Consider the following 20052-nt stretch of genomic DNA (forward strand, 5'->3'; position numbering starts at 1 on the left):
CATGAGTTTTTATGATAAGTTAAAAAAGGCAGTTAAGTCTATTAGTCAGCCGGTGAGTTCAGTGATTGTCTCCAGAAATAATGCTTGGAATGAATTAAAACTCAAGACAACAAGAAATAAACAAGCAGATGTATCTGTTGATAAAATAAATAAAAAGGTTTCAGAAATAAAAATAGAAGAAAATAATATTAATCATTTAAATAAAAAGAAGAAAATGGCAGTGTTTAATTATGGTGTTGGCGGTAACGAAGTTAAAGTAGACGCTAACGAGGCAATCCAAGAGATTCAAGGAAACAAAAGTTTATTAGTGGCACAATTAACCACTGATGAGGCAATTAGCCCTGAGATTGTGATGGGATTAAAAACGGTAGAAGATGTGTTTAACTATTACTCACCAAGTATAGAAGTTGAGCATGAGACTCATGATGGTCAAACTGTAAAAGAAGAGTTTGCTTTTAAAAACTTAGGTGATTTTACTCCTAAAAATATGGTTGAAAACTCAGAATTTTTAAAAGGATTAAAGCTTGACGAGGAGCAGTACAATAAAATTGTTAGACAACTTAGAGTAAATAAAGTTCTTCGTAAAATGTTTGAAGATAATCAGGCTAAACAAGAGTTTGCAGATACTTTAAGAGCTATTGCAAAAGAATTAGAAAAATAATATAAAAAACTGAATAATGGCAAAGTTAAATCAAGATACACAGGCTACACAAGAGCAACAAAAGGTAGCAGGTAAACAACAAAAAAGTGTTGCTTTAGAAAAATTAGGAGGATTTGGATTTGTTGAGGCAGTTGTTGATGGAATGGCAAATATGAATCCTGATAGAAAAGCTCGTAAACAAATCTTCTTAACAGATTCAAGCAAGAAAGATGAACGTACCGATTTGCTTAAAAACATTAATCTTTGGTTAGAGCTTTTAGAGTCTTCTAAATCAGCAGATCAGCTGATTGATGTATGTAAACAAAAATCTGTTCAAGCTGTTAGTAGTTTAAAAAGTAATTTAAAAAACTCTTTAGATCAGTCTCGTGAGTTAGAAGTTTCTTATCGTACAATGGCTCAGTTCTATAAAAATACAGAACTAGACAAGGTTGATAATGTTCATGTTATCAATGCTACTATGGAACAGATCACAGATTTAGATAATCCAATATTTATAGATCATATCGCAGAGGAATTTAAACTTTACTATGACCGTTTAGATTTAAGAGATAACTATTCATTGTTGTCTATTCCAGGATATATGGGATCTAATAAAGTAGTTGATAAATGGGCCAAAATATGTAATGAGAATAAGGTTATGCTTGTAACGGATTTTGCCAATTTAGATAAACCAGATGATGTTGTTGATTTATTCCATTCAGCAAACTTAACAGGAGGAGAGGTGCACAAGAGTAATGTTATTATGACATGTAACTGGTTAGTTGGTCGTGGTAAAGCAGAAGAGGTAGGAGAGGAAGAAGATGTATTTATTGCCCCTTCTACTTCTTTAACTGGAAAGATTCACAAGACATTGATGTCTCAAGTGGCTGCAGGAAAAAAACACGGAGGAATTAACGAGGTTGATGCCGTTAAATTTGAGCTTAAAAAGAGTGAGATTTCTCAACTTGAGAAAATGGGACTTGTACCAATGGTAAATGAGTATGGTAAAATCATGGCATTCTCGGCTAAGACTTTATTTAGTGGAGATAACATTGGTCTTCAAACGTATTCTGTTGTTCGTGTGTTTGATTATGTAACTAAAGTATTGTTAGACTTCTTAAACAGAAGAGCTTTTGAGAATTGGAATGCTAAAAATGAAGATGATTTAAGAAGACAAATCGTTATGTTTTTAGATGGTATCAAAGGAGCAGATAAATTAATTGAGAAATTCAAAATTGTTCGTTTTGAACAAGATAGAAATCAAAAAGATCGCGTTTGGCTTGATATTCGTTTAACTCCATATTTCCCAGCTAAGAGTTTTGTTATAAAACTAGATGGACACAAAGGAGATGATGGAAATGATTGGGAAGCTGAATACGTACAAGAATAATTAAGGTAGATAACCAGTGGTTTTTATTAAAAAACTACTGGTTTACCTTTTAAAAAAGATATGGTTTTAAAGAGTCTTAATATTATTGTTTAACAACAAAGTTAATATTTGTTTTTATGATTAGTCTAAATATTGGCTTTAAAGAATTACTTGTGGTTTTAATAGTTATTGGCAGTTTCACTAGTTGTAAAAAAACTGATCCTATAAATGAGGATAGTTCCTCTAAATACTATAAGGTTAATTTATTTCCAGAGCAAACAAAACAGGAGTCTAGTTCGCAAATTTCCTTAGAAAAAGCTATTGAACTTAGCGATAAAGTAGTTGTTTCAAATAAAATTGTATTGGTTGATATATCTTCTAAAGATAGATCAGTGAAAGAGTTTTATTTATACAAGGTTTATAATGCAAAGACAATTAAAGGGAACAAGGATTATAATGCAAAACAAAAATCAAAGGACACAACAACCACAAGTTTTTACTTCTACAGTGATAAACTCTTAAGTTTTAATCAAGCAAGTAAAGATTCTGTATATGTTTTTTTAAAATCAAATAAGGATAAAAAGATTATAACAAGAAACCACAAAATAGATTACAAATGGCTATTAGAAAGCGGGATTATACCTTTATAGTATATTTTAACATTTCCTTTACGGTAGAATCCCCCTATTTTTTCAAAAAGTTATCAAAAAGTTTTTCTTTAGACAATTTTGTTTCTAGGTTTGAAGTAAATAATAATTAAATAAAATTAAGTTATGGCACAGAACAATTCAAGAGCAGTGTTAAAATTCAATGGCGGAGAAGCGCAAAAAGTGTTAAATCTTAAATACGGAGTATCTCGTACAGTAGACGTATCAGGTCGTGTAGCATCAGACCCATCTAATGCGCTTATTACAATTACTGTAGAGGCTACAGATAAGTCAGATATCTTAGAGAGCTTACTAAATGGAAAGTACAAACCAACAACAGGTGAGGTTACATTTAACAAATCACATGAAGAGGGTACTTTAATTACTTTAAAGTGGTCAAATGGATATGTGATTCAACATCATGTAGATTTCGATGCAATTAACTCAAACAGTATGTATGTTACTTTTGTTATTAGTGCAGAGCAAATCGATTATGGAAACTCAGTTTACCAAGGAACTTGGCCAGGAGCATAATTAAGGTAAACTAGAGTTTTAGACTCTGTTTTTATATAACCCAGATTAAGTATTAATCTAATTCTACAAGACAGTTCTATTAAGGTATACTTACTTTATAAAATCGCTTTGTTTATTGGCCTTAATACTTTCTCTGGGTTTATTTTTAACTAGTATCTCTACTGGCTAAAGGTAAGACCTTAACTATTTATTATTTAATTACAAGAAAAAGAAAATATTGCTATGAAAGAGAATTTTAAAGGTGTCCCTGGCCAAAGTAGAGGAATCATTGGTGATCAATCACAAGAATCTCTAGGTGAAAAAACGACACAAGACCTAGAAAATATAGTAGAGAATCAGGCTTTAAGTCACGCTCAAAATTTAGTGGCAGGTATGGAAAAACGCGCTGCCGAGCAAATGGCCAAAGCAAAAGAAATGGCCAGTTATGCCACAGAGGCTTACAAGACCACAAACGATTTGGCTAATAAGGCAGTGGCATATAAGGATCAAGGTAATCAAATAAGAAATACTTTAGCTCCGGGGAAAGAGAATTTAAGTCAAAATAGCACAATATCCACAGACACAGCAGAGGTAAGTAATGCTCAAGCTATTTCTGATCACACCATCTTTGGGGTTAATCATTTAGTTGATCTAAAGATTGTAGTTGAGGGAACTGAGCTTAAAAACTTTAGAAATTTTCAGTTAAATCAAACACTAAAAGGACATCATGAATTTGTACTTTCTTTGAGTCATGATGCCCTAGGAGAACAGGAAACCTACCAAATGGAGAAAGTTCAAGAACTTTTAGGTAAGCGAATCTTAGTGATGATTAACTTTAAAAACATAAAGGAAAAACCAGAGCGAGATTTTGTTGGAGTAATTACAGAGGTTAGTTTCGAACAAGCTCATGGAAGCAGAGGATATATTACTTTAAGAGGATTTAGTCCAACTATCCTTTTGGATGCTGCTCCACATATTCAAAGTTTTGGAGGCAGTAGTCCTGTTCCATTAAATACTGTGGTTAATCAAATTTTAGAGCAAGGTTATACTCAAGGAGGTAAATATAATTTTGTTATAAAGTCTTCTAAAAATTACAACCTTTCTTATACCTGTCAGTATAACGAGACACATTATAATTTTTTGGCTCGTATGGCCGAGGCCTATGCAGAGCAGTTTTATTACGATGGACAAACTCTATATTTTGGAGATTTACCCGACCCAGAAGAACCAATACAATTAGTCTATGGAAGAGATGTAGAGAATATACAAGTTCGCATGATGGCTCAACATGTCAATAGACAACTCTACGGATACAATAGTTTAAACAATGAAAAACTAAGTGCCGCTGGAGATACTAAACTTCAACCCAAAGGAACTTTAGCGAAGGCTGCCTACCAAAAATCTGAAAGTATTTTCACGGCACCTTCTCTTCAACAAGCCTCTTTAAAGGCTTCAACTAATCAAGATGTTACTCAAGCTCAAAAAGGAGTAATAGGAAGCATCGGTATGAATGTATTTGTAAGCTCTGGTATGACAACAGTACCATTTCTATACCCAGGATGTATTGTTGAGCTTAGCATGGTTAATTCAGAGGATAAGCAAAGTAATTTTTTTACAAAGCTTATGATAACCAGCGTAATTCATGGGGTGGATACCCTAGGTAATTATAAAGGGCATTTTGAGGCCGTGGATGCAGAGACTGGATTTATACCTCGTATAGGTTATAAAAATCCTCTTGTGGAGCAACAAATAGCCACAGTGGTTAACAATACAGATCCTCAAAATAAGGGACGTGTACAGGTTAGATTTGATTGGCAAAACTCAAATTTAAACTCAGAGTTTATCCGTGTTATGACTCCCGATGCAGGAAGTAGTGACAAGGTTGGCTCTAACAGAGGGTTTATGGCCATCCCAGAGGTAGGGGATCAAGTTATGGTTGGGTTTACAGCTAATCATCCAGATAGACCCTATGTAATGGGAGGGCTCTTTCATGGACAAACCGGAGCTGGAGGAGGATCTGGAAATAATATAAAAAGTTTAAGTAGTAAAAGTGGACACATTGTGGAGTTAAATGATGGCGGAGGAATTACAATAAGAGACAAGGATCAAAACTCTGTTTTTTTAAGTGGTGATGGACATATCAATGTAGATAGTAAGGAAACCATTACATTAACCTGTGGAAAGAGTATGATAAGTATGGATAAGGAAGGAAATATACTAGTTAAAGGAAAAAGTGTAACTACAATAGGTAGCGCGGATGCTAATATGGTCTCTGGAGCTATGGAAGGGGAAGGTGAGTCTGCTTCTTTAAATGGATCGGGTATTAGCGTTACACCAGACGCTGTAGGAATCGATGCAAAAGATATGGTTGGAGTATCTGGTAAAAATGGAATTGGTTTAGAATCTGCAGAAATAGTTTCTGTATCAAGTGGAGAAACTCATCTACAAGGTAGTAAAATAAATATTAATTAGAGAATGGAAGACAATGCTATTATGCAACGGGTATACATGCTTGGTGAGGCTTGGCAAAGTGAAATAGACCGTTATCCAGACAAACGTATCCTCTCATGGGTGGCAACTACTTTAGTTGAGTTTAGAACTATTAAAGGTTTTACACTGTTTCAGACCTCACTGGAAAAGACTTTTATAGATAAGGTAATACTGTATGAACAGCCCTTTGATACAGATGATTTTAAAAACTATAGTTATACCATCTTAGAACAATTAAAACAGTATGTACAGGTATGGAATAACACACCAGAGCTTATAGAGCAGACACAAGGGCTTATTAAGTGGGATTATCAGATAAATAATATTCAGGATTATAAACTATCTGATTTTATAAATGCTCTAGAATCTTTTAGTAATATATTAAATACAGATGGGCAGAGATTAATCTTAGCGATTTACCCTCAGAATATCAGTAACTATAAAGCAATGGCCCAGGGAATAGAAGAGTTGTTAAAGCTTGCAATACCAGATAATCTTCGATTTATGCTCTATGACAACTATGAGCTGATGATGTTTAAATCACTAGAGAAAAATTATCCTAAAGTATTTGGGTACTTAGAGGTAGATTTAGACATGGCCGGAGCAATGGATGATATCTTAGAACAAGCAAAATCAAACGCAACAGAACAGGCCGCTAAGGATAGTATTTCTTTTCAACAGTCATTACTTAATTTAAATCAAGCTATCAGTATAGCAGATGAGTCTAGTATAAAGGTATATACTAGAGATTGTCTTGGCTATACGATTAAGTATAAGTGGTATCATTTACAGGCGATGGTCTACTACTTCTTACACACTTACTACAGCTCTGTAGATAACAGTGTGTTAGCAGTAGATTATATTAACAAGGCGATAGAGATGGCAGATAGGGCGTGTGAATCTGGAGTAGAATCTGCAAATCAGCTAAAAGTACAATACCGAATAGGTAAGGGAAACTATTATTTTGTACAAAAAAAATTTAAAGAAGCTACAGAAGTATATAAGCAGTGTATTGATATTATTGAGAAAGAGATTAAGCACTTTGACCCACTAGTACGCATTGGTATTTTACAAATGTTAGGCAATGCTTTAAAAAAGGCAGAAGGTAAAAAACAAGCAAGAGAAATATTCGAACAAGGGTGGGAGATTCTATGTAGTTATGATGATGAGTTTTTAAAAGACAATCTGATGGTAAAATACTATGCTAGAGACTTTATAGAGGTGATCAGTTCTGAGAAATACAATTTTTATCACAAGCAGTTTACTAGACTTTGGACGGATAAATGGGAAAGGGAATTAAAAGAACAGGCAAAGAGTAAGAATATTGAACTAGAAATATTATAGAAATGAAAGGTAAAACACAGTTAATCGTATTAGCACTATGTGTGTTAGTTACTCTAGGAATTACATTTTTTGATTTTAAGTCTAGTCAAAATGACTTGACACAGAAATTAGAGGGTTATCAAGAGACTACTGCAATGGTTAAAAAAGTACATGCACTCACAGTTACTAGATATGGAAGTAAGCAACCTACTTATGATCTTAGAGTAAGACTTAATGATAGTACGGAGGTGACTATGTATAAACGAAAATTAGATGCAAAATTAACAGAGGGAAGTACTGTTAATATTCTATACAATCCTGCATCTCCACATGACAATATTTACTTAAGAAAATAAAATATGTAGTTGGAAAAAAAAATAAAAAAGCGAAGAAAAAGAAATGGCAATATTAATAAAAGCAAACCGTCCTGAGCTTGCCGCGCCTGTAGACCCACAGTTAGCAGCGAAGCATTTTGACATTATTGGAGGACTAGATTTTCACGTCCTAAAGGTACCGTGGCCTGTTACTCCTTGTCCTATAACACCTTTCTCTGCAGTGGTATTTGATCCAATGGATTATATACATTGTACAATACCTGCTATGCCATCCTATACAAGTGAAGGTGGATTTAGTTTAGGTGCTGCACCAATGGGAGGAACAGTAAAAATTAATGGATTTTACAGAGCAGCTACTAATAGCTCCCTAGTAGGATTACCTAGTGTACCTCCAGTTCCAGGTAAATTTGCTAAGCTAGCCAAGATAGGTAAAGCACTTAATCTACTTCATTTTGCTATCCCTCATCCTTTATTTTTGTTACCTAAGTTTTTTCACCCTCATGAAGGGCAGATTTCACATGGTAGTAAGACCGTGATTACACAAGGAGAGAATCAGAGTGCTCAGTTCTGTAGGGCCTATTCGTGTCAAGATGTTGGTAAAGTGCTGTTTAATAATCCCACGGGAGGTTTTTATTTGAATTATCTAACTACAGTATTAGTGATACTACCTATGGGTAATCCTGTGCTTGTAGGAGGTGTAAAGGAAGAAAAGGAGCAAAGTTGGGCAGACTTAGTGAATGCTTTAATGTTTATGGGGCTTAGTAAAGCAGCAGGCTTCTTAGGAAAAAAAGCATTAAAGATAACAGGAAAACTTCTTACCAAAACCTTAAGTAAAATAGAGGGGAAATTTCCTAAGTTTAAGAAGTTCAGAGATGCAGTACAGCCTACAATATGTAAGTATTTAGGAGAACCTGTAGATGCCGCTAGTGGTCATATGACTAGTTATATTGCTGGTTTTGAATTACCAGGCGTAATTCCATTTAAATGGGAGGCTAACTACTATAGTGACAGTGAATATGAAGGGCCGCTGGGCAAGAGTATTTATCACAGTTATGACATGAGTCTTCAAATAGAACAAGAGGATCAGTGTGTGATTATGAGTGATACAGCAGGTCGTCCTGTTGTCTTTCCGATGTTAAAACCAGGCGAGCGTTTCTTTAATCCAAAAGAAAAATACGAGTTACATTGCGATGAGAATGGCAAGTATTATGTATCAGATAAGGAAGGACTGTATTACTACTTCGAGGCTAATTCTTCTATTGCTCCAAGTATCCGACAGCTAAGTAAAATTGTCAATAGAGATGGGGCATCTATTGTATTTACATATTCAAAAGATGGGCATCTTTTAGAGATACGCGATAGTATGTACCGGGTGATTAAGGTTAGTACAGACAATAAAGGATGTATTGAGTCTATGAGTATAGATCATCCCGATCTAGTAGATGTTAGTTTTACCCCAGTAAGGTATCAGTATGATAATAGGGGGCGTATGACGCGTTTTTACGATGCTCAGAATAGCTACAATGAACTTAGTTGGGAAAGACATCTAATAAAAAGTAGAAAATTTAACAACGGAGTTGTATTTAGTTTTGAATACGACAAACAAGATAGATGTACTGCGGCTGTTAACTCAGCAGGACTATTTAGTTATTATTTTGCCTATTATAAGGGGTATACAGAAGTAACCAATAGTATTGGTTCAATAAGCACGTATTATCATAAAAAAGGCATAGTTAATAGGATTGTAAATAGCTTATCCGCTGAGCAGTTATTTGTTTATGATGACGCAGATAACTTATTAGTACAGGTAAATGAACAAGGCATCTCCACTAGCTATGTGTATGATGAGCGTTCTAATGTGGTAAGTATAGAGCAGTCCTCTAGAGGAAAGGTATCTTTAGAGTATAACGATTTAGATCAACCTATAGTAATAAAGCTTCCCACTGGTATTGTTTGGTTATATGAATATAATCAAACAGGTAAACTAATTAAGAAGACTAATCCTTTAGGTAAACAGGTGCTTTACCACTATATGGAAGATGGTCAGATAGCTGGAGTCAGAAATGTACTTGGACAAGACACCTATTTTAATTATCACAAGGGTGAATTAGTCAGAATTATATTACCCAATGGAGGGAGTATTAACTACCAATATGACAGGTTAGGTCGATGTACAGAGATACAGAGTCCTACAGGGGCGCAGTATTTTAGAGAATATGATTTACTGGGTCAAGTAATCAAGGTTAGTAATCAAGGTGGCGAGGCTACAGAGATTAAGTATGACAGTATGGGTAATGCTGTGGTTGTTAAGGATGCTAAGAGATATGTATCTATGGAGTACAACTTCTTTGGAGATGTAACCGTGCGTAGTGAAAACAAATCACAAGTTCGTTTTACCTATGACTTAGAGGGTAACCTTACACAGGTATTAAACGAGAACTACGAGAGCTATATCTTTGATCTAGACTCAGAGGGTAATGTTATAAAAGAAACGGGCTTTGATGGTATTGTACATCGCTATGAGCGTGACCACACAGGCAGAGTTAGACAGAAGATCAAGGCTAATGGACATATAGATACTTACTCATATAACAGCGCAGGTAACCTGACAACTATCTTACATCAAGCAGATCAGAGTTATCAGGAATTTGACTATGACATCACAGGAGCACTAATCAAGGCAAATAACAAAGATGCTAAGGTTAGCTTTAGATATGATGTGATGGGCAATCTTGTAGAAGAGAAAAGCAATGATCACTGGATCCGAAATGAGTATAACGATTATGGTCAGCGCACTAAGACCACTAGTAGCCTAGGAGCAGATATAGATCTTAGTTATGATCCATTAAAGGGACTGCTAGACAAGCTAGAGGTTAATGGATGGTCTAGTAGCTATGAGTACAACTACTTAGGACAGGAAATTAATAGAGCCTTTTCTGGAGGAATTGCCCAGGAGAGTAGTTATGATAAGTTTGGCAGGCTGATTCGTCAGGATATCAAAGGCAAGCATGGTAAGAATCAGCGCCAGAGACAGTACCTTTGGCATGGAGATACCCTTGCGGGTATAAAGGATAGTGTTACAGGTGAGAAACGCTTTAACCATGATATCTATGGCAATCTCTCAGAGGTAATCTATGGAGATGGCAGTGTAGAATACAGACCCTTTGACTTAGTTGGGAATCTCTACCAGAGCAAACAGATGAAAGACCGCAAGTATGAGAAAGGTGGACGTCTTATTAGCAAGGGAAATACGAAGTATAAGTATGATAAGCTGGGTAATCTGATAGAAAAACAACTCTCTAGAGGAGAGATTTGGCAATACCAATGGGATGAATCAGGTATGCTAAGTGAGGTAATACGCCCTGATGGGCATAGCGTATGCTTTGCTTATGACGCCCTAGGTAGACGACTGTATAAGCGATATAAGAAGACTACTACACATTATGTATGGGATGGGAATGTACCACTTCATGAGTATAAAAACTTCGATGCTCGAGAGGCTACAGCAGATGAGATTATCACTTGGGTATTTGAAGAGGGCAACTTCGCTCCTATGGCTAAGATCAAGGGAGATAAGCGATACAGTATTGTGACAGATCACCTTGGTACTCCTATACTAGGCTATAGTGATAGTGGAGATAAAGTGTGGGAACGAGAGTTGGACTCATTCGGAAAAGCGAGAATGAGTATTGGAGATGAAGGATTTTGTAATTATCTTTATCAAGGTCAGACACTGGATAGAGAGACTGGACTGGCGTATAACCGTTTTAGGTATTACAGTCCTGAGGATGGGAATTATATCAGTCAAGACCCGATAGGTCTAGCAGGTGGTAATCCAACACTATATGGATATGTGGGGGATAGTAGTTTATGGATTGATCCGTTTGGATTAGCGGCTTGTCATGATAGTGGAAAAGCAGGAGAAAAAGCTGCAAGAAAACAGTTGACAGCAGAAGGATATACAATATTAGGTGAGCAAGTAACAATGAAAGTTAATGGGAAAAATATAAGAGCAGATTTTGTTGCCATAGATCCTAGTGGAAATATACATGTATTTGAAGCCAAAAATGGAAGTGGAGGACTAACTACAAATCAAGGAAATGCAGGAGTGTATAATATGAATACTCCATCGAATCCAAATGGAGGAAATATTGATGTGAGCAAAGGTACTCAAGCACAACTTGAAGTAAACACTAATAATAGACCTCGTGTTGGTAATAAAACAGATGTTAAATCGGCTACTTTTCATGTGTTAAAATATAATGAGTCTTATTAATTATTAAAAAATGGAAGAACGACGTAGGTTATTTTATAATAAACTAAGTGAGAATCTAAAGCAAATAGATTTTTCTGCTAAAAGTTTAAAATCAAAAGTTACAAAGGGAAAATTAGAACTTTGGTTTGATGATGGGATGTATGTTTTAATAGATATAACAACTTTAGTAACTCATCATAAAAAGGGAGAATTTGGGGTGGATTTTGGAATAAATATTTACTCAGGTAAAATATTTAAATTGCTACATGAGTTAAAGTTATTTAATGAATATCCTATATATAATAGGGAAAGATTTTATGTAGCTACTCATCATAATTTTGTCCCAAAACATGAAAATGATGGACTTTACAATTTTTATTTAGATGTTGATATTGAAACAGAAGTAAAAAAAATAGTTACACATCTAAAGCAGTATGCTTTGCCAATTGTTTATGGTTTTCAAGAGAATTATGAATATTTATTAAATATATATGATAAACCTATAATTGGAATTTATGCAGGATTAAGTAATCCTTTTTATATCGGAATTATTTTATGTATATTAAATGGGACAGAAGATAGAATGGATGACATTATTAGTTATGCTCGTGGTGAGCATGCTAGTAGATATACAGATTTTGTTGAAAAAGACTATCAATTAGGTGTAATGAAAGTGAAAGAGGCATTGATGAAGTCTATTGATAAAAAATAAAGAAGATATATGGCAAAAGTTCTAAAAGAAAGTATTGAATATTTAAAATTATTATTAGAATCTTCCAAAGCACCTGAAAGAAGAAAAGCTGCTAAATTGATGGGAGAGTTTGAAGTAGTTGACCTTGGTGATTCATTATATCAAGCATATCTGAAAGAAAGTAAGAATTTAAAAGCTTGGGAAACACAGTGTATAATGATAAAAGCAATAGGTAAAATTAAGTATAAAAACGTTTTACCTCATTTAGAGAGTATTCTAGAAGAAAACCAGGTAGATGATATGATTACGCATGAAGTAGCTTTAGCATATGTGAGAATTAATAGAAAATCTATTAAAGATATTTCTCCAATATTGAAATTATTAAAAGAAGGTAATTTATCTGTTCTTTCAGGAGCTTTAGCAGTATTGGCGTTTGACGATATTATTCCTGAAAAAGAAGATATGTATACACTTATTGATGCAGTTAATTTAAAAAAATCTCTTATAAAAGAACAGCATGAGGTTGGAAGTTTTGATCCAAGGGAGTATTTGTTATCTGCAATGTCTAAGTGGGATAGAAAAGATCCTAAAATTATTAATTTTATAGAAGAATGTTCTAAAGATGAGTATTTAGGAAAAAGACATAATCTAATTGAAAAAGTTAGAAAAGGTAAGAAAGTATATTCTGAGTAAGGTGAAGAATGGATTAATTACATAACAAAAGACTTAACTATTACAGTTAAGTCTTTTGTTTTATATATGCGATACAATAAATCAGACCCTAGTGGTCATATGACTAGTTATATTGCTGGTTTTGAATTACCAGGAGTAATCCCATTTAAAGGGGAGGCTAATTACTATAGTGACAGTGAATATGAAGGGCCGCTGGGCAAGAGTATTTATCACAGTTATGACATGAGTCTTCAAATAGAACAAGAGGATCAGTGTGTGATTATGAGTGATACAGCAGGTCGTCCTGTTGTCTTTCCGATGTTAAAACCAGGCGAGCGTTTCTTTAATCCAAAAGAAAAATACGAGTTACATTGCGATGAGAATGGCAAGTATTATGTATCAGATAAGGAAGGACTGTATTACTACTTTGAGGCTAACTCTTCTATTGTCCCAAGTATCCGACAGCTAAGTAAAATTGTCAATAGAGATGGGGCATCTATTGTATTTACATATTCAAAAGACGGGCATCTTTTAGAGATACGCGATAGTATGTACCGGGTGATTAAGGTTAGTACAGACAATAAAGGATGTATTGAGTCTATGAGTATAGATCATCCCGATCTAGTAGATGTTAGTTTTACCCCAGTAAGGTATCAGTATGATAATAGGGGGCGTATGACGCGTTTTTATGATGCTCAGAATATTTACAATGAACTTAGTTGGGAAAGACATCTAATAAAAAGTAGAAAATTTAACAACGGAGTTGTATTTAGTTTTGAATACGACAAACAAGATAGATGTACTGCGGCTGTTAACTCAGCAGGACTATTTAGTTATTATTTTGCCTATTATAAGGGGTATACAGAAGTAACCAATAGTATTGGTTCAATAAGCACGTATTATCATAAAAAAGGCATAGTTAATAGGATTGTAAATAGCTTATCCGCTGAGCAGTTATTTGTTTATGATGACGCAGATAACTTATTAGTACAGGTAAATGAACAAGGCATCTCCACTAGCTATGTGTATGATGAGCGTTCTAATGTGGTAAGTATAGAGCAGTCCTCTAGAGGAAAGGTATCTTTAGAGTATAATGATTTAGATCAACCTATAGAAATAAAGCTTCCCACTGGTATTGTTTGGTTATATGAATATAATCAAACAGGTAAACTAATTAAGAAGACAAATCCTTTAGGTAAACAGGTGCTTTACCACTATATGGAAGATGGTCAGATAGCTGGAGTCAGAAATGTACTTGGACAAGACACCTACTTTAATTATCACAAGGGTGAATTAGTCAGAATTATATTACCCAATGGAGGGAGTATTAACTACCACTATGACAAGTTAGGTCGATGTACAGAGATACAGAGTCCTACAGGGGGGCAGTATTTTAGGGAATATGATTTACTGGGTCAAGTAATCAAGGTTAGTGATCAAGGTGGCGAGGCTACAGAGATTAAGTATGACAGTATGGGTAATGCTGTGGTTGTTAAGGATGCTAAGAGATATGTATCTATGGAGTACAACTTCTTTGGAGATGTAACTGTGCGTAGTGAAAACAAATCACAAGTTCGTTTTACCTATGACTTAGAGGGTAACCTTACACAGGTATTAAACGAGAACTACGAGAGCTATATCTTTGATCTAGACTCAGAGGGTAATGTTATAAAAGAAACGGGCTTTGATGGTATTGTACATCGCTATGAGCGTGACCACACAGGCAGAGTTAGACAGAAGATCAAGGCTAATGGACATATAGATACTTACTCATATAACAGCGCAGGTAACCTGACAACTATCTTACATCAAGCAGATCAGAGTTATCAGGAGTTTGACTATGACATCACAGGAGCGCTAATCAAGGCAAATAACAAGGATGCTAAGGTTAGCTTTAGCTATGATGTGATGGGTAATCTTGTAGAAGAGAAAAGCAATAATCACTGGATTCGTAATGAGTATAACGACTACGGTCAGCGCACTAAGACCACTAGTAGTCTAGGAGCAGATATAGATCTTAGTTATGATCCATTAAAGGGACTGCTAGACAAGCTAGAGGTTAATGGATGGTCTAGTAGCTATGAGTACAACTACTTAGGACAGGAAATTAATAGAGCCTTTTCTGGAGGAATTGCCCAGGAGAGTAGTTATGATAAGTTTGGCAGGCTGATTCGTCAGGATATCAAAGGCAAGCAAGGCAAGTCACAGCGTCATAGACAGTACCTATGGCATGGAGATACCCTAGCAGGTATAAAGGATAGTGTTACAGGTGAGAAACGCTTTAACCACGATATCTATGGCAATCTCTCAGAGGTAATCTATGGAGATGGCAGTGTAGAATACAGACCCTTTGACTTAGTAGGGAATCTCTACCAGAGTAAACAGATGAAAGACCGAAAGTATGAGAAAGGTGGACGTCTTATTAGCAAGGGAAATACGAAGTATAAGTATGATAAGCTGGGTAATCTGATAGAAAAACAACTCTCTAGAGGGGAGAGTTGGCAATACCAATGGGATGAATCAGGTATGCTAAGTGAGGTGATACGCCCTGATGGGGATAGCGTAGAGTTCGCTTATGACGCCCTAGGTAGACGACTGTATAAGCGATATAAGAAGACTACTACACATTATGTATGGGATGGGAATGTACCACTTCATGAGTATAAAAACTTCGATGCTCGAGAGGCTACAGCAGATGAGATTATCACTTGGGTATTTGAAGAGGGCAACTTCGCTCCTATGGCTAAGATCAAGGGAGATAAGCGATACAGTATTGTGACAGATCACCTTGGTACTCCTATACTAGGCTATAGTGATAGCGGAGATAAAGTGTGGGAGCGTGAATTAGACTCGTTTGGAAAAGCGAGAATGAGTATTGGAGATGAAGGATTTTGTAATTACCTTTATCAAGGTCAGACACTGGATAGAGAGACAGGGCTAGCGTATAATCGTTTTAGGTATTATGACCCTGATGATGGGAATTATATCAGTCAAGACCCGATAGGTCTTGCTGGTGGTAATCCTACATTGTATGGGTATGTGCATGATCCGAGTAGTTGGTTGGATGTGTTTGGGTTGGCATGTACTAATACTATTGACCCGCATGGTAATTCAAAAAACAGTAAGAATGATCAACATGGATATGTGATTTTTAACGAAAAAACAGGAGATATTTTAGAATATGGTATTAGTGGTCAAAAGTTAAATCTCAATGGATCATCTCCAAGAGTAAAACAAAAAATACGAACAAAATATGGCAATAATCCAGATATAAAAGGAAAAGTACTAAGAGAAAAAATAAAAGGAAGTTCAGGAAAAACAAATAAAACAGCTAGACAAAATGCTCTTAACTGGGAACAAGGAAAAGTAAATTCATACAGTCATTCAAAGCAAAAACAAGGTTTGTCAAATGTTCCAAGTGGTCCTCCAAATCAGATTAAACCAATTCCAGAAATGTAAAAAGATGAAAACAAAAATTTATATTCAGCCTTATCTGTCATCAGATATAGATAATAGTCTTGTTAATGAAATCTTAAATAAAAATAACTACAATGTCGTTAGACTAATTAATTTGTATTTGTTAGAATTAAAGTTGAAAAAAACATACAAAATTAATTGCTATTTGCATAATAAAGAAATAGAGACAACAGTAGAGACAACAGGTAATGTGTTAAATATTAACAGCTCTTATGTAAAAAAACCTGATTGTATTGAAGAAATAATTGATTTCTATTGTGATATATTAGTTTTTTTAGAATTAGATATAAATATTGATGTTATAAAAAAATATGTTAAAGAATCTATAGGTAGAAAAAAAATAGTGTTTTCTAAAATAAAAAAGAATAGGTTTTATTCTTACGAGATGTTTTTTACTTTCAAAGGAATTGATAAATTGTTAATAGGAGTAAATATTTATAATCAACAAGGCCATTTTCTAAGAGAAATAGCTTTTATGACTACACCTTTAGGTGTTATTATTTATGATATAATTGATAATAATATAAAAAAAACTAGTTGGTTTGACAATGAACACATTAAAATACTAAAACCTAATAACGTTGATTATTGGTTAATAAATATAAATGGGCAAGTGGATTTTTTTTATGAAAGAGCTGAGTCTGGTGATGCTCATGGCCAATATGATTTAGCACTTATGTATAAGGAAGGTAGAGGAGTCTTGAAAAATTTAGATTTGTATAATTTTTGGATAAATGAATCTGCAAAACAAGATTATAAAAAGGCTTTGGAATTAATTAATAGATTTATATAAATAATTTAGAGTAATAAAGAAGAAGAGGATATTTACTATAGGTATCCTCTTTTTTTATCAAACTTCGAGGGAGACTCTCCTATCGACTATAGTATTATGTAGCTAAGTAAGATTGTCAATAGAGATGGGGCATCTATTGTATTTATCTATTCAAAAGACGGCCATCTTTTAGAGATACGCGATAGTATGTACCGCGTGATTAAGGTTAGTACAGACAATAAAGGATGTATTGAGTCTATGAGTATGGATCACCCCGATCTAGTAGATGTTAGTTTTACCCCAGTAAGGTATCAGTATGATAATAGGGGGCGTATGACACGTTTTTACGATGCTCAGAATATTTACAATGAACTTAGCTGGGAAAGACATCTAATAAAAAGTAGAAAATTTAACAACGGAGTTGTATTTAGTTTTGAATACGACAAACAAGATAGATGTACTGCGGCTGTTAACTCAGCAGGACTATTTAGTTATTATTTTGCCTATTATAAGGGGTATACAGAAGTAACCAATAGTATTGGTTCAATAAGCACATATTATCATAAAAAAGGTATAGTTAATCACTTAAATATCAATATATTTTGTTTTTTGTCGTGTACTTTAGATTAATCACATAAAGTTCTTGCTATAAACATCCCCCTTATATTATAATCTGGATTGATGTCTAACAGAATATTTTTTACTGCTTTATATTGAGCACCAGAAGTAATCACATCATCAAAAATAATTATATTATTCTTCAATATAGGAATTAATTTTTTATCATATTTAATTATATTCTGATGAAACTCTACTGATCTATTATTAACATTTTGATTAGTATGAGAAGGTTCTCTTGTTTCCTCAATAAAAAAAATATCAACAACTACATCAGAAAGTCCTGCATGTTCTAGAATCTGTAATAATCTATCATCATATAATGGATCGCTTTTAGATTTTGAAGGAGGTATAACTACAATTGACCAATTTGCTTTAACTACCTTAACATTTAAAGCTGTACTCATCGATTTTCCTAAAAACTTTATACTCCTTTTTTTATGATTTACATATGGATCATTAATAGGTTTCTTAATATTTAAGATATGACTATTATAGTGAACTCCTTTACCTCCACAATATTTTAAAGCATAGACACACTTATCACTTTTATCTAAAAATTGCTTGGACGTTCTCCTAGTGGATTACCATCTATTTCTATAAACCTTGCAAAACTATTCATGAGTACTTAAATTTTGCATTATATCACCAAAATCATTTACTCTAGTAGCACCTAATTTTTCAAACTTACTTGGCCATGAAATAGCAGTATTCTCAAAACAACTCTGGAGAATGAATAGCTTTCTTCCTTGTTCAAGTGCTGCTTTTGCTTGAATTAAAGTGCCAGAAGTATCACTCGCTTCTACAATTATAGTAGCTTCAGAAATTGCTGACATTGTCTTATTTCGCTCTGGAAAAAACAGTCTATTACCACGATATGTTTGTTCGGAATATCTTAGAAAAGGGACTTGACTTACTAATAAGAAGTTTTTAGCTATATATTTTTGTAATTCTTCATTCTTCTTTGGGTAATATTCATCTAAAGGAGTACCTATCACAGCAATAGTATTACCATTATTTTCTATTGCAGTTTGATGAGCTACTGTATCTATTCCTTCTGCTAATCCTGATATAATGGTAAATCCATTTTTTATTAAAAGACGTGCTAATTTACTTGCTCTTCTTAGTCCTTCCTCTGATGGTTTTCTTGATCCTACAATAGCTATAGATCTACTGTTTATTAAATCAATACATCCTTGATAATAAAGTACTTCTATAGGTTCTTTAGCATCTTTCAATTTTTGTGGATAATCAAAAGACTTACTTAAGATAAAATCAAAATCAAAACTTGATTCTTTATAAAATCGTTTTTTCAATCTATCTTTTGCCTCTAAAACAAATTCTTCTGAAATTAATTCAGAAGGTAATACATTCTTATTAATCAACATTGCTGCTAATTTCTGATAATTAATACTTCGATCCTTTGACCATATTGCTTCATATGCTGCCATTTCTTCAAATGGTGAATAAGTATTAACAAAATCCATTTCTTTTCCGTGATCAATAAAAGCAATCTCCATAAAACATTTTTTTTATACTAATGCAAGTTAAACCAATTATTAAACTCCACAAATAAAAACAATATTAGATATATCAACTCAAAATGTACATCTATACTTATTTATCCATTAAATCAATTTTCTTCTCTTTTTTATGCCTTTTTTTAAATGTTTAGGAGGCTATTGATTGCTTTAAAATAAATCATCCTTTATTAGTTTTGCTCCACCTAAACTAGCAGCATGTTTTATAGCTTTAATTATTTTTTGTACAACCACCTCAGGGGTATTTGGAAGAAGAATTAACTCAATAAAGGTTTCTTTCTTTTTCTGTTCTTCTAACTTATCTGTTGTTGCATTTACATATTGTTGACTATAACTATTTCCTGTAATAACAATAGAAATAAAATTGCTGCTAGAATTATAAGATACTGACCTAATGTCTTGAAGATTTATAACTGCAATACTAACAGGGGGATAACCTAATAAGTTATAATATCCAACCGTCTTTTTTATTGTTTGATCTACACACTTTGTTGGCTCATTTTTACTCAACGAATAATTTAACACATTTACTTGAATGTATTCCATCGTTTCTTCAAGGGTTTGTGCTTTTATAGTAAATGTTGTTACTATAAATAGAAAAATTGTAAATAGTTTTCTCATAACTGTTTTGTTTAATTAGTATTTTTCTTTTTTAAATAGGCTTGTTTGTAAATGAAAAGGCTCATTAAACTCCTAATAGATTTATAAC

The 20052-nt window shown here is 33.9% G+C and carries 16 protein-coding genes; 13 read left to right on the top strand and 3 right to left on the bottom strand.

Annotated elements, in window-relative coordinates; translation table 11 throughout:
• Position 1: 1 nt before the first annotated feature.
• The 13 genes from LNQ81_RS12790 to LNQ81_RS12850 all read left to right on the top strand — a co-directional run bounded on the left by LNQ81_RS12790 (position 2) and on the right by LNQ81_RS12850 (position 17814).
• Positions 2–661 carry a hypothetical protein gene (locus tag LNQ81_RS12790; protein ID WP_229947315.1) on the top strand — a complete coding sequence of 220 codons (660 nt, stop codon included), beginning with the start codon at positions 2–4 and terminating at the stop codon, positions 659–661.
• A gap of 16 nt (positions 662–677) precedes the next feature.
• Positions 678–2030 (top strand): DUF5458 family protein, encoded by a 1353-nt coding sequence (locus tag LNQ81_RS12795; RefSeq protein ID WP_229947318.1) that lies wholly within the window; start codon positions 678–680, stop codon positions 2028–2030.
• 116 nt (positions 2031–2146) lie between these two features.
• Complete coding sequence (locus LNQ81_RS12800) at positions 2147–2659, top strand: hypothetical protein (RefSeq protein ID WP_229947319.1); 513 nt, start codon at positions 2147–2149, stop codon at positions 2657–2659.
• Positions 2660–2782: 123 nt separating this feature from the next.
• Positions 2783–3190 carry a type VI secretion system tube protein TssD gene (tssD, locus tag LNQ81_RS12805; protein ID WP_229947320.1) on the top strand — a complete coding sequence of 136 codons (408 nt, stop codon included), beginning with the start codon at positions 2783–2785 and terminating at the stop codon, positions 3188–3190.
• Positions 3191–3412: 222 nt separating this feature from the next.
• A complete protein-coding gene (locus tag LNQ81_RS12810; protein WP_229947322.1) occupies positions 3413–5641 on the top strand; it encodes a type VI secretion system Vgr family protein in 2229 nt (742 codons plus the stop codon).
• Between the two features lie 3 nt (positions 5642–5644).
• A complete protein-coding gene (locus LNQ81_RS12815) occupies positions 5645–7003 on the top strand; it encodes a hypothetical protein (RefSeq protein WP_229947325.1) in 1359 nt (452 codons plus the stop codon).
• 2 nt (positions 7004–7005) lie between these two features.
• Complete coding sequence (locus tag LNQ81_RS12820) at positions 7006–7338, top strand: hypothetical protein (RefSeq protein ID WP_229947327.1); 333 nt, start codon at positions 7006–7008, stop codon at positions 7336–7338.
• A 43-nt stretch (positions 7339–7381) separates the two neighbouring features.
• Positions 7382–11593 carry an RHS repeat-associated core domain-containing protein gene (locus LNQ81_RS12825; RefSeq protein WP_229947329.1) on the top strand — a complete coding sequence of 1404 codons (4212 nt, stop codon included), beginning with the start codon at positions 7382–7384 and terminating at the stop codon, positions 11591–11593.
• Positions 11594–11603: 10 nt separating this feature from the next.
• Positions 11604–12284, top strand: coding sequence for a hypothetical protein (locus LNQ81_RS12830; protein ID WP_229947331.1), 681 nt, complete (start codon positions 11604–11606; stop codon positions 12282–12284).
• A gap of 9 nt (positions 12285–12293) precedes the next feature.
• Entirely contained in the window at positions 12294–12956 is a 663-nt protein-coding gene (locus LNQ81_RS12835; RefSeq protein WP_229947333.1) for a HEAT repeat domain-containing protein, read from the top strand.
• 66 nt (positions 12957–13022) lie between these two features.
• Positions 13023–16394 carry an RHS repeat-associated core domain-containing protein gene (locus LNQ81_RS12840; RefSeq protein WP_229947335.1) on the top strand — a complete coding sequence of 1124 codons (3372 nt, stop codon included), beginning with the start codon at positions 13023–13025 and terminating at the stop codon, positions 16392–16394.
• A gap of 4 nt (positions 16395–16398) precedes the next feature.
• Positions 16399–17205 (top strand): hypothetical protein, encoded by an 807-nt coding sequence (locus LNQ81_RS12845; RefSeq protein ID WP_229947337.1) that lies wholly within the window; start codon positions 16399–16401, stop codon positions 17203–17205.
• A gap of 195 nt (positions 17206–17400) precedes the next feature.
• A complete protein-coding gene (locus LNQ81_RS12850; protein ID WP_229947339.1) occupies positions 17401–17814 on the top strand; it encodes a hypothetical protein in 414 nt (137 codons plus the stop codon).
• Here LNQ81_RS12850 and LNQ81_RS12855 read toward each other — a convergent pair.
• The 3 genes from LNQ81_RS12855 to LNQ81_RS12865 all read right to left on the bottom strand — a co-directional run bounded on the left by LNQ81_RS12855 (position 17811) and on the right by LNQ81_RS12865 (position 19964).
• Positions 17811–18209 carry a hypothetical protein gene (locus tag LNQ81_RS12855; RefSeq protein WP_229947340.1) on the bottom strand — a complete coding sequence of 133 codons (399 nt, stop codon included), beginning with the start codon at positions 18207–18209 and terminating at the stop codon, positions 17811–17813. The two genes, LNQ81_RS12850 and LNQ81_RS12855, sit on opposite strands and share 4 nt — an antisense overlap.
• 207 nt (positions 18210–18416) lie before the next feature.
• The gene (locus tag LNQ81_RS12860) at positions 18417–19322 is read right to left on the bottom strand and encodes a DNA-processing protein DprA (RefSeq protein WP_229947343.1); all 906 of its coding nucleotides are present in this window, start codon (positions 19320–19322) and stop codon (positions 18417–18419) included.
• Positions 19323–19493: 171 nt separating this feature from the next.
• Positions 19494–19964: a hypothetical protein gene (locus tag LNQ81_RS12865; protein ID WP_229947345.1), complete on the bottom strand. Its 471-nt coding sequence runs from the start codon at positions 19962–19964 to the stop codon at positions 19494–19496.
• Positions 19965–20052: the final 88 nt, after the last annotated feature.

Origin of the sequence: Myroides oncorhynchi, from assembly GCF_020905415.1 — a bacterium.
GTDB lineage: Bacteria > Bacteroidota > Bacteroidia > Flavobacteriales > Flavobacteriaceae > Flavobacterium > Flavobacterium oncorhynchi_A.

Coding starts and splice junctions, on each gene's coding strand:
- LNQ81_RS12810 (WP_229947322.1), top strand. CDS start 3,413: ATGAAAGAGAATTTTAAAGGTGTCCCTGGCCAAAGTAGAGGAATCATT.
- LNQ81_RS12790 (WP_229947315.1), top strand. CDS start 2: ATGAGTTTTTATGATAAGTTAAAAAAGGCAGTTAAGTCTATTAGTCAG.
- LNQ81_RS12800 (WP_229947319.1), top strand. CDS start 2,147: ATGATTAGTCTAAATATTGGCTTTAAAGAATTACTTGTGGTTTTAATA.
- LNQ81_RS12830 (WP_229947331.1), top strand. CDS start 11,604: ATGGAAGAACGACGTAGGTTATTTTATAATAAACTAAGTGAGAATCTA.
- LNQ81_RS12825 (WP_229947329.1), top strand. CDS start 7,382: ATGGCAATATTAATAAAAGCAAACCGTCCTGAGCTTGCCGCGCCTGTA.
- LNQ81_RS12840 (WP_229947335.1), top strand. CDS start 13,023: ATGCGATACAATAAATCAGACCCTAGTGGTCATATGACTAGTTATATT.
- LNQ81_RS12835 (WP_229947333.1), top strand. CDS start 12,294: ATGGCAAAAGTTCTAAAAGAAAGTATTGAATATTTAAAATTATTATTA.
- LNQ81_RS12845 (WP_229947337.1), top strand. CDS start 16,399: ATGAAAACAAAAATTTATATTCAGCCTTATCTGTCATCAGATATAGAT.
- LNQ81_RS12860 (WP_229947343.1), bottom strand. CDS start 19,322: ATGGAGATTGCTTTTATTGATCACGGAAAAGAAATGGATTTTGTTAAT.
- LNQ81_RS12795 (WP_229947318.1), top strand. CDS start 678: ATGGCAAAGTTAAATCAAGATACACAGGCTACACAAGAGCAACAAAAG.
- LNQ81_RS12820 (WP_229947327.1), top strand. CDS start 7,006: ATGAAAGGTAAAACACAGTTAATCGTATTAGCACTATGTGTGTTAGTT.
- LNQ81_RS12815 (WP_229947325.1), top strand. CDS start 5,645: ATGGAAGACAATGCTATTATGCAACGGGTATACATGCTTGGTGAGGCT.
- LNQ81_RS12855 (WP_229947340.1), bottom strand. CDS start 18,209: ATGAGTACAGCTTTAAATGTTAAGGTAGTTAAAGCAAATTGGTCAATT.
- LNQ81_RS12865 (WP_229947345.1), bottom strand. CDS start 19,964: ATGAGAAAACTATTTACAATTTTTCTATTTATAGTAACAACATTTACT.
- tssD (WP_229947320.1), top strand. CDS start 2,783: ATGGCACAGAACAATTCAAGAGCAGTGTTAAAATTCAATGGCGGAGAA.